Source organism: Synechocystis sp. LKSZ1 (assembly GCF_040436315.1).
Lineage (GTDB): Bacteria > Cyanobacteriota > Cyanobacteriia > Cyanobacteriales > Microcystaceae > Synechocystis.
In genome coordinates, this window is the sequence record NZ_AP031572.1 from 64,170 (window position 1) to 76,657 (window position 12,488).

Here is a 12,488-nt window from a genome sequence, read left to right on the forward strand (position 1 = left end):
ATTCCTGTCCTAAGGCCTGGGGCAAAAGAGGCTTCCTGGAATGCTTTTAAGACTATTACCCAAACTCACCTTATCGATAACGATTTGCCAAGATGAAAATTCCCGTTCCTCTACGCCGAATTAGTGGCTATCTGCTGGCCTTTGTGGTGGGCAGTGTTTTTGCGTTAACTAGTCTGCCCAATCGTCATGCCGTTGCCGAGGATCTTACGCCTGAATTCCTCTCCCAAGTTCCTGCTCCGCTATCGGCGGATAGTTTTGTCGCTGCGGCGGTGGCTAAAACCGGCCCGGCGGTGGTTCGGATTGATACAGAAACAGTCGTGACACGACGCATTGACCCGCTGTTTGATGACCCCTTCTTTCGGGATTTTTTTGGGGGTTCTTTTCCTGTACCGCCCCGGGAGCAGAGAATTTCGGGCCAAGGTTCGGGTTTTATCATTGACCAGAGCGGTATTATTCTCACCAATGCCCACGTGGTCGATAATGCCAATAAAGTAACCGTAACCCTCAAGGATGGCCGCACCTTTAACGGTGAAGTTCGGGGAACAGATGAAGTGACTGATTTAGCTGTGGTCAAAATCAATCCTCAAAATGCTTCCCTACCCGTTGCTCCCCTCGGCGATTCCTCAAAGGTGCAGGTGGGCGATTGGGCGATTGCGGTCGGTAATCCTGTGGGCCTGGACAATACCGTTACCTTGGGTATTATTAGTACTATTGGCCGGTCGGCGGCCAAGGCCGGTATTCCCGATAAGCGCGTCGAGTTTATCCAAACTGACGCAGCCATTAATCCTGGCAATTCCGGCGGCCCGTTGTTAAATGCGCGGGGCGAAGTCATTGGTATTAATACTGCTATCCGGGCCGATGCCATGGGTATTGGCTTTGCCATTCCAATTAATCAAGCCAAGGCCCTGCAAAAAACCTTGGCGGCTGGTCAAAAAGTTCCCCATCCCTACATTGGCGTCCAGATGGTGAATTTAACCCCAGAATTGGCCCGGCAAAATAATCGCGACCCCAACTCACCTTTCGTCATTCCCGAAGTCGAAGGTATTCTTGTGGTGCGAGTCTTGCCCAATACCCCTGCTGAACGGGCTGGGGTACGTCGGGGGGATGTGATCGTGGCAGTGAATGGTCAACCAATCCGCGATGGTGCTCAACTGCAAGCCCTGGTGGATCGTACTGGTATTAACCAATCCCTCAAGCTTACTCTCCAACGCGGCGATCGTCGCTTGGATTTGTCAGTACAAACTGCCCAATTAGAAAATCCGACATGAAAAGGCGTTATCTTCTAGGAGCAGGGCCGCTCACCCTAGGGGCCCTCTGGTCAGCCCAATATTTATCCTCTAACGAAACCTCTGAGGCGAAACCCTCATCTATCATTGAATCCTCAACTCCTATGGCAAAATCCACTGAAGTCTTTGAAGTCACCAAAACCGATGCGGAATGGCAGGCCATCCTGACGCCGGAACAATACAAAGTCCTGCGGAAGCACGGAACAGAGCGGGCCGGAACGAGTCCCCTCGATAAACAGTATGGTCCCGGTACTTACCGCTGCGCTGGCTGTGACCAACCCTTATTTTCATCCGAAACGAAGTTTAATAGTGGCACCGGTTGGCCTAGTTTTTATGCCCCCCTGGAAAATGCTGTGGCGACCTCCGTTGACCGCGCCTTCTTTATGACCCGTACTGAAGTGCACTGTGACCGTTGTGGTGGTCACCTGGGCCATGTCTTTGACGACGGGCCAGCACCGACGGGGAAACGCTACTGTATGAATGGCGTGGCCCTCAAGTTTACTCCAAAGCAGGCCTAATTTGGTTTTGGTCAAGCAATTCTAGCCCCTAGGTCAGGCCCTGGGGGCTAGAATTGACCGATGGACTTCACCCAGATTCCTTGATAGGAACCTCAGAAGTGAGCCAATGGCCAAATTGCTCTAGCAAACGATCCTGTCGAATAGCTTCTCGAATGCGCGTTGTAAATCGAACCAGTTCCGTAATGTTGTGCAGAGACAGTAAAATATAGCCCAACATTTCCCGGCAACGAACCAGGTGGTGTAAGTAGGCTCGACTAAAGGTCTGGCAGGTATAGCAGGGACAAGTCTCATCCAGAGGACGAAAATCTTCCCGAAAAGGAGCATTTTTAAGGTTCCAGCGTTCTCCTTGTACCAAAGCTGTCCCATGGCGGCCTAACCGGGTGGGAATCACACAATCAAACAGATCAATGCCCGAGGCAATGGCGATCACCATTTCTTGGTAGGTGCCGACTCCCATTAAGTAGCGGGGCTTCTGGACTGGTAATAGGGGAGCGGTGGTTTGAACCACTTGGTGAATCAGTTCTGGCGCTTCGCCAACGCTGACACCACCAATGGCATAACCCGGCAAATCCAGGGAAATCAGATCTGCGACGGCCTTAGCCCGGAGGTCTAGATAAACCCCGCCCTGCACAATGCCAAACAGGGCCTGATCCTGGGGCCGACTATGGGCCTGGAGACAGCGCTCTAGCCAACGATAGGTTCGGGCCGTTGCAGCTTCTACCACTTCACGAGGCGCCTGGCCAGGAGGGCATTCATCAAAGGCCATGATTACATCCGCCCCGAGGGTATTTTGAATCTGGATCGAGCGTTCGGGGGTCATATCAATCAGGCGACCATCCTTGGGAGAGCGGAAGATCACGCCTTCCTCTCGAATCGTCCGCAGGGCACTTAGGCTAAAGACCTGAAAACCACCAGAATCTGTCAAAATTGGCCCTGGCCAACCCATGAAGGCATGGAGGCCACCGGCTTGATGAATCAGATCTTCTCCTGGTTGTAGATGGAGATGGTAGGTATTGGATAAAACCATTTGGGCCCCGGTACTCGCCAATTGGTCAGGGGTAATTCCCTTCACGGTGGCGAGGGTACCAACGGGCATAAAACGAGGGGTTTCCACAGGGCCATGGGGGGTGGTAAACACCCCCGCTCTGGCCTGGGTCTGAGAACAACAGGCCTGACAAGAAAAGGTGAAGGTCACGAACGGTTATGAGATAAGACTATCATGGTTGACTCAAGCACGTTATGTACTAATCCCAAACAAATTGTAAGACCAAGCTTGAGCCGTGCCCTGAGATAGACTCCATTTTAAGTGAGTCTTTTTTCCCCAATAACTTAGGCTAAGAATCGTCAGGAATAAAGAGGTTAAAGGGTCCACTTTCCTTCAGTTTCAGGACTTTCCTGTTTAGGAAGTCCCATGCTGTAATTGAGCACACGACTATTCAGGTTATAGGTCAGTTCCCCTGCTTGCAATAGGGAGCGAATAAAATGCTCGAGTTCAGAGCCCATACGCCGTAGATTGTATTCACTCAAATCTTCACCGCTATAGGATTCAACCAAATGGTCAAATTGCTGGTAAACCTTTTGAAGGGATTCCTCACTCCAATTAAATTCGTTATCAGGGTCAACATCAAGGGTTAGAACTTTATCACTGGGAACTAATTCATTGCCTTGAACTTCAGCCGAAAAAATGCGAATGTGACGAGTGGTAGATTTAACGAGCATAGAACCTCTGCAAACAGCCTTGGATAATGGTTTCTTTAGGACTAATCGCCCTCTTCAAACAAAAGCTCCTCTAGAATATACTGCATTCTTTCTTCTTCGGGGGTGACCAACTCAATATCTCCCCGGACGTTAGATTTTGCCAGAAACAGCAAGGGAGCAAGGGGAGTATAGATAGAGTAACGTTGCTCTTGATGATAAAAGCTGGCCAGAAATTGTAATTCTTCCGGTTCTAAACCCTCTTCCGCTTCATCGAGTTCTAGCGTCAGGATGTCCTCGTCTTCAATGGGAGGGAGTTCTCCACTCACCGTTAAAGTATAGGCTGTATATTTCAAGCTTAAATTGAGTTCTTCTAGTACTGCTTTGGCATCTGCAAAAATCAGCTCAATTTCTTCGTTATCTTCTAGTAAGACGGCTTCAGCATCGTCCTCTTCTTCACTATCTGCTTCATCTTCCCAGGCAATAATCACAATGGGAATGTCAACGGGCATGAGCAGGAGATAGGTTGCGTCGTCAAAATCAAGGGAGTTTTCAATGTAGCAATCAAGCGTTCTTCCCGCCTCATCTCGGAGAGTGACGCTATCCGCCTCATCTGGCTCATTTTCTTGGCTAAAAAGATAGGAAGACATAGGATATCACGCTAATTTGACTACTTAGAATATCACATTAGTTGTAACTACTCTGTTCTTTTGGGATGCAATGCAGTCGAAAACCAAGGGGCCTCCCTGAGGGCATGAAAACCCGCAACATCGGTTAAATTATAGTGGAGGGGGGTAATGGTGATGTAGTTGTCCTGGATAGCGTGAACATCGGTTGGAATACCAGTGGACAGGTGAAGATGTTCCGGTTGCTCAATTTCCTTAGCCACTTCTCCCGCTAGCCAGTAGTAACGTTTTCCCCTGGGGTCAAAACGCTCCTCAAAGGTTTCAATGTAGCGACGTAGGCCCTGGCGTGTCAAGCAAACGCCCGCAATGTCAGCCTCCTCAACAGGGGGAATATTGACACTAAGGAGGGTGGTATGGGGCAAGGGGTGCTGGGCCAAATGCTGCACCAGGATCTGGGCAAAATTGGCCGCTGGCTGAAAATTGTGGGCAGCAAAACTGGCCAGGCTAAAGGCAATGCTGGGAATATCTTCGATTAGACCCTCCATAGCCGCCGAGACGGTTCCCGAATATAGCACATCTGTTCCTAGGTTTGCCCCGTGGTTAATACCCGAGAGCACAAAATCTGGCCGCTGGTCTAGCACCGCATAAAGGGCAAACTTGACGCAATCAGCGGGGGTTCCTGAACAAGACCAGGCCGTGACAGCAGGATGGAAAACCCCTTCTACTTCATCGGCACGAATCGGTTGATGAAGCGTCAGGCCATGGCCGGTGGCGGAGCGTTCCCGGTCAGGACAAACGACGGTGACCCGATGCCCCGCTTCTGCAAAGGTATTAGCTAAGGCGCGAACACCGGGGGCGAAAATCCCATCATCATTACTAATCAGCAGATTCAGCACAGTCGATTGATTTTGGGGAAATACTTTCCCCCCAGCATACTGCCTTAAGGCCCAGTGAAGCTATGTTCTGCCCCACAAAGGAATCGTGCTGGCCTGGAGGCAATGAGCAGGCCCGTCTCCTAAGTACCGGACAAAAAAGAAAAAGTGGCTCTGAGAGCTTGTCGGTGGGAGGGAGTCGGGTTTAATAGCAGATGTTGAAGGTGGTCAAAACCGGTGCGAAAAACACTTTTGGCTTTGCGCCCATGGTTTTTGATAGGGATTGGGGTGTGTTGGGCAATAAATCGCCCCGTCTGCATAGCCCAGCACAAAGCCAAGGTTAATAAAGCAAATAACTTGCTCAAGCGCTCCGGGTCTTTGAAGTGGGTGGATTCGATGCAAAAGCCTCGGGTTTTGAAAGCCCCAAACCAAGTTTCAATGTTCCAGCGCTGTGCATAATCTTGAAGGGGTTCAGAGGTTCCGACCGGAGCGACGACGGTGAGCAACTGACCATCCGGCAGTCGCAGTGCTTCTACCATGACAGCACAGCCCCACACCTTGCAAGAACCGCTTAAGCGCTGCTTCTCTCCTACTTGGAGATGGGCCAACAGGGTGCCAGCAGCAAGGGTTTTGCCGTCATGGGTAATCTTATCGGTCTTGCGAATCCGCAGCCGGAAGGACTGCTGCGGCTCCAGCAGCAGATAGAACGTCCAGACTTGACCAATAAACTCCCGGTCTCCGGCAAGGAAGGCCACTGCCGCGTCTGGAAACAGAACCGAGAAGCGCTCCATCAGCTCAATGCGCTCACGCTGGTTGCTATTACCTTTCTTATCCAGCATCTCCCACATCAGGGGGTAGGCGATTCCCTCATGGACCAAGGCCAACACCAGCAGGTTATGACAAGTGTTGCCGAACTCCCAGGTGGTTCGGTCTAGCGATAAGACCCAGGGCTGGGGAATCTTCATCCAGGTCACGACCATCTGGGCTATTTCCTGGTAATCAAGGTCAAAGTCAGCAAAAAAACGTGATAGACGCTTTTCGCTGGAACTTGGCTTGGCTTCACTCTCGAATCCCTTACTAAGCTTGCTTAAACTTACGCTTTGCACTTTAAACAGGGCGACCAGGAACAAGCTCAGAAAGGCTAGTCTCGCTCCATGCCAACTGAAGTGAGGTTGTAGGGCGGCCTGTAAGTCTTTACTATGGGTCATGGGGTTTCTGGTGGTTGTGGTTAACCTATGAAACCCCACCCCTGACTCTCTTTCAACCCCGCAACTCCATTTTTTGTCCGGTACTGAGGCCCGTCTCAACCCAGACCAAGAAAAAACCCGGCTTATACCGGGCTTGGTGGACTGACTGAGCTATCACCCCAAGGGCAGATTTACTGAACCAAGCTACAGGTTAGAGGACAGGCAGCAAAGCGGGCCTGATGGGAAGGACTGGCTTGACCATGGAGCCAGCCGAGCCAGCGAACTTCCTGGGGATGAATACCCCGGAGGGTTAAGACTCCTGCACCGACTAACACTGCAATCAAATTCCCCCCAATCAAGCTACCGGCTACTAAGAGAACAGCACTCATAGGAAGCACCGATTGCAAAGTGACAGTGGCTAATACCCCTACCGTTGCCATTAAAACCACAATGGGAAAACCAACCACTAGCCAACAGACGAGCAGGGTCAACGTCCAGACCGAAAAACTCTTGAGCAGGGTAAGGCTGTATCCTCCCCCCATACCTTCTTTTGCTGATAGTTCCATATAAATTTGCTCCGACAACAACAACATTTTTTTACTCACTGATCCCTAGGGTTAACGAAACCGTTAAGGATGCGTAAACACCAGTATAAGGAACTTTCCTGGTAAAATGAGTAGAGCGAAATATATTTTTACATTTAAGGCTTGACAGAAAAACTTTCTTTTTAAATTACTATTGATAGACTTGGCTCTCATCCCCAAGATAAAAGAGTTGCAACTAAGTTTTTGCCCAAAAAATCCCCTTTACCCTCTAAATCAATTGATCCCTAAAACTGAGGGAAATCATTACGGGTTGATGTTTCGGTCTTAACGATGAGCTAGACGAGGAATTAATATCTTGAAGAAACATTTCTTTACATTAATGGGGAAGATTCTCAGTTTATAGGCGGAAGGTGGAACTGGAGTCATGGAGCAGGGTTCCTCTAGTCCAAGGACAACTTTTCGGTAAAATGGGTGAGCCAGCCCATCTGAGCCATCAAACCAACCATGATTCATCAACCACCCGCAGGGGCGCGAGACCTGCTTCCGCTGGAAGTTGCTCAAAAAGCCTGGATTAATGACCGTCTGCAAGCTGTTTTCCAACGCTGGGGCTACCAACGGATTGTGACTTCGACCTTGGAGTGGTTGGATACATTAGTGGCGGGGGGAGCAATTGATCCAGCTACCGTTGTCCAACTTCAGGACGGCTCGGGCAGTCGCCTTGGTCTGCGGCCAGAGCTAACGGCGTCCATTGCACGGGCAGCAGTCACTCGGATGACCGATGGCACCCATCCCCAACGTCTTTGCTATCGAGCCAATGTTTTTCGCCGGCCCCCGATGGGTCATCCTGACCGGCAGGTGGAATTTTTTCAGGCTGGTGTAGAACTTTTATTTGTGGGAGGCGTTCGGGCCGACGCGGAAATTCTATTGCTGTTGGCCGATAGTCTCAAAAATCTAGGACTGGATCGTTGGACACTTATCTTAGGAGAAGCGGGCCTGACCCAGGGCCTATTAGCACGCTTTCCTTTGCCCCTCCGTCAACAAGTCCGCCATTGCATGGCTCACCTAGACTATGTGCAGCTACAGGGATTGGAGTATCCAGACTCAACGTTAAAACAATGGGCTCTACAGTTATTTGACCTGCGGGGAAGCGCTGATGAAGTGTTTCAGCGCCTAGAGCATTTTGACCTCGATGGCGTTTGTCAACAGCGACTCCAAAACCTCAAGGCCCTGGTGCAGTTAATTCAGGCAAGCCAGGAGTCTCTTCCGCCGTTAATTTTAGACTTAAGTTGGCTCCAACCCTTTGATTACTACACGGGCATTGTCTTCCAGGCCTTTGGCCAAATAGTGGATCAATGGTACGTTCTTGGCCAGGGAGGGCGCTACGACCAGTTACTCAGTCAGTATCATCCCCAGCAGACTTCCCTTCCAGGTATTGGTTTTTCCTTTAATGTTGAGGAACTGCATACATGCCTATTGGTAGGAGATGATTTACCCAAAAGTACTCCTGTGACAGATTGGTTGGTAATTCCCCAGGGGCTAGAGGCCGAACAGGCCGCGTTTCAGTATGCTCAGCATTTGCGGGAGCAGCATCCCCAGCAGCGCATTGAAGTGGACTTAGGGGGCCGGAGTCCAGAGGCCTTGCTAGACTATGCACGCTATGCTCAAATTCGTCAGTTGGTATGGGTGACGGCCCAGGGCCAGGCGGAGGTCAAGCTCATTGATTGAGTGGCTTAAGGGCAACCTCAGACCCCTATTCCCTAGGGGCCAAGCATCGTTCAAGATTTAATCTTCGTCCCAGGCTTCAACCAATAGGACCTCTTGAATGGGGTCTTGCATAGTAAAACCAAAGTCTTCTAGTTCTCGTTTCCAAAAGGCCCACTCATCTCCGTAGAGTAGGGCGAGCTTCCAAAGACTGTCGTTAGGTTTAATGGCGTTGGACTCCACAAGGGAAGCCATTTTACGCTGAAACTTTTCCATCGGGTGGGCAAGCTGATTTGTCATAGATAGACAAGCTAAATGGGTTAAATAGGTTGAGTTTTCAAAAAATTAAAATTAGGTCGCAGGTCGCGACGCTGGTGGTGTCTTGGTTGCATTAATAGGGTAGACACGCTATCCCAGCATATCCCATTTTTAGCGGATTCCCCAGAAAACGGCAAGTCCCCCCGCTGAATCCCCTGAAGAATCGCTGGTTTCAGGGCCATGTCGTTGGGGATGAGGAACTATTTAACGCGCCCTTGAGCCCTCTAGAGATGATAGCTAGAAGCCACAATCATCGAGCCGATACCCAGATCGCTGAAGACTTCCAGGAGCAAAGCATGGGGCAAACGACCATCGATAATGTGGGCGGCCCGCACCCCTTGGGCCAAGGAACGGACACAGCAATTTACTTTAGGAATCATGCCCCCGGCCACAATCCCCGCTTGAATCAATTCCCGGGCCTGTTGGATATCCATCTTGGTGATCAACGTTGATGGATCTTTGTAATCCCGTAGGATGCCCCGCGTATCCGTCAAAAGGATCAGTTTTTCGGCCCCCAGGGCGGCGGCAATCTCTCCGGCAACGGTATCGGCATTGATGTTATGGGCCTGACCAAATTCATCGGCGGCCACACTGGAAATCACCGGAATATAGCCACTTTTCACCAGGGATTCCACGAGTTGGGCATTGACGTTGCTGACCTCTCCCACAAAACCAATATCCTGCTGGGTAATTGCCCGAGCCGTGATCAGGTTACCGTCCTTACCACAGAGGCCCACGGCCAGGCCACCGGCCTGGTTAATCAGAGAGACAATTTCCTTATTGACCCGCCCCACTAACACCATTTCGACGATATCCATGGTCGGGGCATCGGTGACCCGCAGGCCATCTTTAAATTTGGGTTCAATACCTAACCGATCTAGCCAACTATTAATTTCTGGCCCCCCACCGTGGACGACCACCGGATGGATGCCAATGGAGGCCATAAAAACAATATCCCGAATCACTTTATCTTTGAGGGAACTGTCCTTCATGGCCGCGCCCCCATACTTCACCACGACCGTCCGCCCCGAAAAATGTTGAATGTAGGGAAGGGCCTCACTCAAAATTTTGACCCGAGTGGCGGCCTCTTCACCAATATATTCGTGGGTATTGCTCATAGTATCGTTGGCCTTGAATAGGGCTATCGCTAAAAGGGTTGCTTCTCAGTTTAAACGGCGCATCCCCCTGCCAATCTGTCCATCATTGACAGTTCACGGGATTTCCCTCCTCTGGGTTACTGCTTAAATAGGCCCTGGGGCCGTACCAGTAGAACCAGGATCATTAAAGCGAGTGCGACCCCAATTTTGTAGTTGGTGCCAAACCAAGGCACACTGGCTTCCTGGGCCAGACCAATCAAAAAACCGCCGGCAATAGCCCCGTAGGGATTGCCAATACCTCCTAGAATAACGGCGGAAAACATCGACAAAATTAAAAACCAGCCCATATTGGGTTTGAGGGTCGTAACGAGGCCATACATCGAACCCGACAAGGCAACCAGAATCGCCGTGATCACCCAAGTCCAGATCACAACCTGCTCGACATTAATCCCCGAAACCCGAGCTAAGTCAACGTTGTCAGCCACCGCCCGCATGGCCTTACCAATTTTGGTTTTCTGTAGGAGGAGGTGAAGCAACACCATCGCCCCCAGGGCCATGGCAATAATAATCAGACGATTGTACTCCAGCTTTAGACCCCACAGGTCTTGGGCCGGTAGGATGGGAACTTGATAACTTTGGTTACTGCCCCCCCAGATCAGGAGAATGCCATTCCGCAAAAAGAGGGCCAGGCCAATGGAAATAATAATCAAAGTGGTCGCAGGCGCCCGCCGGTCGCGCATCGGTTTCCAGAGTAACCACTCCGATAGCAACATGGCTCCAATGGTGCCCAGACAGCCGAAAATCATCGAGATCCACAGACTGATGCCGTTGAGATTGGCGACCCAGGTGAGGTAGGCCCCCAGGGTCATAAAATCCCCATGGGCAAAATTGGAAAGTTTTAAAATTCCGTAGGTCAGGGTCAGGCCAACGGCGGCCAAGGCGATCACACTCCCGAGGGCAAGGCCATTAAAAACGAGTTGAGGAAATTCCATGACGGCTGAACGGACTCTATGGGCTGATTGCTTCCCCAAATTACACCAAATCGGCTTTTTTTGAATACTGCACCCTGTTTTTCCCTGTCTGAGACCCATCGCCATCGGCCCCGTCCCAGCGTCCTTAGGGTTCAATCACGGCGGCAACACCGAGGTTTTGCAACTGGAGAGAAACCTGCTGGGCATTGGTAGGGTCTTGGAAACGACCAACCTGTAGCATCGCCTGGCCTTGGTAATGGGTTCTAAAGGCCGTGGGGAAAAGACTGAATACCTGCTGTTCCTGGTTGATGCTTTGGACAACGGCCAATACCCGGTAGGAACGAGCAACGCTAGGAGTATTGGGCTGGGATTGGGAATAACTTGCAGGGCTACTAGCGGGGTTAACAACAGGATTCAGGGCCGCAGAGGGACTCGGAACCGGATTAGGGCCGGGCGGTGGTGGTGGTAATAAATGTCCTGAGCTTGTTTGGGCTAAAGCTGTTGTCGTCAGTAAAATTCCGAGCAAGCCTACCAAATTTAGGCCGGAGCAGACCTTCCCAAGGAAAGACCATCGGGATTTTTGATAAATTAACAGTGGCTGGGGCAAAGGCAGTGCCATAGTTTGTAGTTCTCCAATGTCTCTCGATTAAGGGCAGGACTAGACACTCAATGATTCTAAGAGCAGGGCCTCTAATTGTTGCCACACTGCTTGCATTAGCGAGTCTAGACCCAAGCGTGTCACCGCAGAAATACAAAAGATTGGGCCAGCGTTTAGGGCCGCAAAATCTTGCTGAAGACTATTTAACTGATCCGTCGTCACGGCGTCAATTTTATTCAGCACCAGGATTTGGGGCCGTTCCGGTAGACCCCGGCCATAGGATTGCAGTTCCTGGGTAATAATGCGATAGGCTGCCAGCGGTTCCTCGGCAGTGCTATCAATTAGGTGGAGCAAGAGACGGGTTCGTTCAATGTGACGCAGAAATTCGTGCCCGAGACCAATGCCCTCAGAGGCCCCTTCGATTAGACCAGGAATATCCGCAAAAACGGTGCCATCGCCCGTGGGTTTGCGAACGACCCCCAAATTGGGAATCAGCGTGGTAAAAGGATAGTCAGCAATTTTGGGCCGGGCCGAGGAGAGGGCCGAAATCAGCGTTGACTTACCCGCATTGGGCAGGCCAATAATTCCCACTTCCGCCAAGAGTTTTAATTCCAGGCGCAATTGGCGTTTTTCTCCCTCCAGCCCTGGCAGGGCGTATTCCGGGGCACGGTTGCGATTACTCAAAAAATGCTGATTTCCCAGGCCACCCTTTCCCCCTTGGGCCACGCAGAGGGTTTGGCCCGGAACCACTAAATCCCCCAACAAGTCACCCGATTCCGCATCGTAGACCATGGTGCCACAAGGAACTTGAATCAGCGTATCCTGGCCCGCCGCCCCGGTGCAGTTATTGGGGCCGCCTCGCTTACCATTTTCGGCCTTAAAACAGCGGGCATAGCGAAAGTCCAGGAGGGTTTGAAGATCATCCACTGCCTGGAGCAAGACCGAACCGCCCCGGCCCCCATTGCCTCCGGAAGGCCCGCCGGCGGGGACATATTTTTCTCGACGAAAGGCTACAATGCCATCTCCGCCCTTACCGGCTTCAACTTCGATCTCTGCGTGGTCAATAAATTGCAT

Annotated in this window: 14 protein-coding genes; 3 read left to right on the forward strand and 11 right to left on the reverse strand. The window is 51.1% G+C overall.

The annotated features are described in order from the left end of the window. Window positions 1-92: 92 nt before the first annotated feature. A complete protein-coding gene (locus ABXS88_RS00335; RefSeq protein WP_353673230.1) occupies window positions 93-1,268 on the forward strand; it encodes an HhoA/HhoB/HtrA family serine endopeptidase in 1,176 nt (391 codons plus the stop codon). After that, complete coding sequence (gene msrB, locus ABXS88_RS00340; RefSeq protein WP_353673231.1) at window positions 1,265-1,804, forward strand: peptide-methionine (R)-S-oxide reductase MsrB; 540 nt, start codon at window positions 1,265-1,267, stop codon at window positions 1,802-1,804. Before ABXS88_RS00335 ends, msrB begins: the two co-directional genes overlap by 4 nt. Window positions 1,805-1,871: 67 nt before the next feature. Here msrB and tgt read toward each other — a convergent pair whose 3' ends face one another. The 6 genes from tgt to ABXS88_RS00370 form a co-directional block, all read right to left on the reverse strand. Then, on the reverse strand, window positions 1,872-2,999 hold the full coding sequence (tgt, locus tag ABXS88_RS00345; protein WP_353673232.1) for a tRNA guanosine(34) transglycosylase Tgt: 1,128 nt from the start codon (window positions 2,997-2,999) through the stop codon (window positions 1,872-1,874). Between the two features lie 164 nt (window positions 3,000-3,163). Next, window positions 3,164-3,523 carry an NAD(P)H-quinone oxidoreductase subunit M gene (locus ABXS88_RS00350; RefSeq protein ID WP_353673233.1) on the reverse strand — a complete coding sequence of 120 codons (360 nt, stop codon included), beginning with the start codon at window positions 3,521-3,523 and terminating at the stop codon, window positions 3,164-3,166. A gap of 41 nt (window positions 3,524-3,564) precedes the next feature. After that, window positions 3,565-4,149 carry a DUF3727 domain-containing protein gene (locus ABXS88_RS00355; RefSeq protein WP_353673234.1) on the reverse strand — a complete coding sequence of 195 codons (585 nt, stop codon included), beginning with the start codon at window positions 4,147-4,149 and terminating at the stop codon, window positions 3,565-3,567. Between the two features lie 47 nt (window positions 4,150-4,196). Continuing rightward, window positions 4,197-5,018 (reverse strand): 5'/3'-nucleotidase SurE, encoded by an 822-nt coding sequence (gene surE / locus ABXS88_RS00360; protein ID WP_353674844.1) that lies wholly within the window; start codon window positions 5,016-5,018, stop codon window positions 4,197-4,199. A gap of 122 nt (window positions 5,019-5,140) precedes the next feature. Then, window positions 5,141-6,205: an IS4 family transposase gene (locus ABXS88_RS00365; protein ID WP_353673235.1), complete on the reverse strand. Its 1,065-nt coding sequence runs from the start codon at window positions 6,203-6,205 to the stop codon at window positions 5,141-5,143. A gap of 170 nt (window positions 6,206-6,375) precedes the next feature. Next, entirely contained in the window at window positions 6,376-6,750 is a 375-nt protein-coding gene (locus tag ABXS88_RS00370; protein ID WP_353673236.1) for a hypothetical protein, read from the reverse strand. A gap of 483 nt (window positions 6,751-7,233) precedes the next feature. On the opposite strand from ABXS88_RS00370, the gene ABXS88_RS00375 reads away from it, so the two are divergent. After that, a complete protein-coding gene (locus ABXS88_RS00375; protein WP_353673237.1) occupies window positions 7,234-8,454 on the forward strand; it encodes an ATP phosphoribosyltransferase regulatory subunit in 1,221 nt (406 codons plus the stop codon). Between the two features lie 57 nt (window positions 8,455-8,511). Here the strand turns inward: ABXS88_RS00375 and ABXS88_RS00380 are convergent, their stop codons facing one another. The 5 genes from ABXS88_RS00380 to obgE all read right to left on the reverse strand — a co-directional run bounded on the left by ABXS88_RS00380 (window position 8,512) and on the right by obgE (window position 12,488). Then, window positions 8,512-8,730, reverse strand: a complete 219-nt coding sequence (locus ABXS88_RS00380) for a DUF4327 family protein (protein WP_353673238.1) — start codon at window positions 8,728-8,730, stop codon at window positions 8,512-8,514. Between the two features lie 242 nt (window positions 8,731-8,972). Continuing rightward, window positions 8,973-9,866, reverse strand: coding sequence for an acetylglutamate kinase (argB, locus tag ABXS88_RS00385; protein WP_353673239.1), 894 nt, complete (start codon window positions 9,864-9,866; stop codon window positions 8,973-8,975). Between the two features lie 116 nt (window positions 9,867-9,982). Further along, window positions 9,983-10,837, reverse strand: a complete 855-nt coding sequence (locus ABXS88_RS00390) for a branched-chain amino acid ABC transporter permease (protein WP_353673240.1) — start codon at window positions 10,835-10,837, stop codon at window positions 9,983-9,985. 124 nt (window positions 10,838-10,961) lie between these two features. Then, entirely contained in the window at window positions 10,962-11,435 is a 474-nt protein-coding gene (locus tag ABXS88_RS00395; RefSeq protein WP_353673241.1) for a hypothetical protein, read from the reverse strand. Between the two features lie 39 nt (window positions 11,436-11,474). After that, window positions 11,475-12,488 (reverse strand): GTPase ObgE, encoded by a 1,014-nt coding sequence (gene obgE / locus ABXS88_RS00400; protein ID WP_353673242.1) that lies wholly within the window; start codon window positions 12,486-12,488, stop codon window positions 11,475-11,477.

Bases quoted from the DNA above. Each gene is read 5' to 3' on its own strand.
- ABXS88_RS00335 (WP_353673230.1), top strand. From the start codon at position 93: ATGAAAATTCCCGTTCCTCTACGCCGAATTAGTGGCTATCTGCTGGCC.
- msrB (WP_353673231.1), top strand. From the start codon at position 1,265: ATGAAAAGGCGTTATCTTCTAGGAGCAGGGCCGCTCACCCTAGGGGCC.
- ABXS88_RS00350 (WP_353673233.1), bottom strand. From the start codon at position 3,523: ATGCTCGTTAAATCTACCACTCGTCACATTCGCATTTTTTCGGCTGAA.
- ABXS88_RS00355 (WP_353673234.1), bottom strand. From the start codon at position 4,149: ATGTCTTCCTATCTTTTTAGCCAAGAAAATGAGCCAGATGAGGCGGAT.
- ABXS88_RS00365 (WP_353673235.1), bottom strand. From the start codon at position 6,205: ATGACCCATAGTAAAGACTTACAGGCCGCCCTACAACCTCACTTCAGT.
- ABXS88_RS00370 (WP_353673236.1), bottom strand. From the start codon at position 6,750: ATGGAACTATCAGCAAAAGAAGGTATGGGGGGAGGATACAGCCTTACC.
- ABXS88_RS00375 (WP_353673237.1), top strand. From the start codon at position 7,234: ATGATTCATCAACCACCCGCAGGGGCGCGAGACCTGCTTCCGCTGGAA.
- ABXS88_RS00380 (WP_353673238.1), bottom strand. From the start codon at position 8,730: ATGACAAATCAGCTTGCCCACCCGATGGAAAAGTTTCAGCGTAAAATG.
- argB (WP_353673239.1), bottom strand. From the start codon at position 9,866: ATGAGCAATACCCACGAATATATTGGTGAAGAGGCCGCCACTCGGGTC.
- ABXS88_RS00390 (WP_353673240.1), bottom strand. From the start codon at position 10,837: ATGGAATTTCCTCAACTCGTTTTTAATGGCCTTGCCCTCGGGAGTGTG.
- ABXS88_RS00395 (WP_353673241.1), bottom strand. From the start codon at position 11,435: ATGGCACTGCCTTTGCCCCAGCCACTGTTAATTTATCAAAAATCCCGA.
- obgE (WP_353673242.1), bottom strand. From the start codon at position 12,488: ATGCAATTTATTGACCACGCAGAGATCGAAGTTGAAGCCGGTAAGGGC.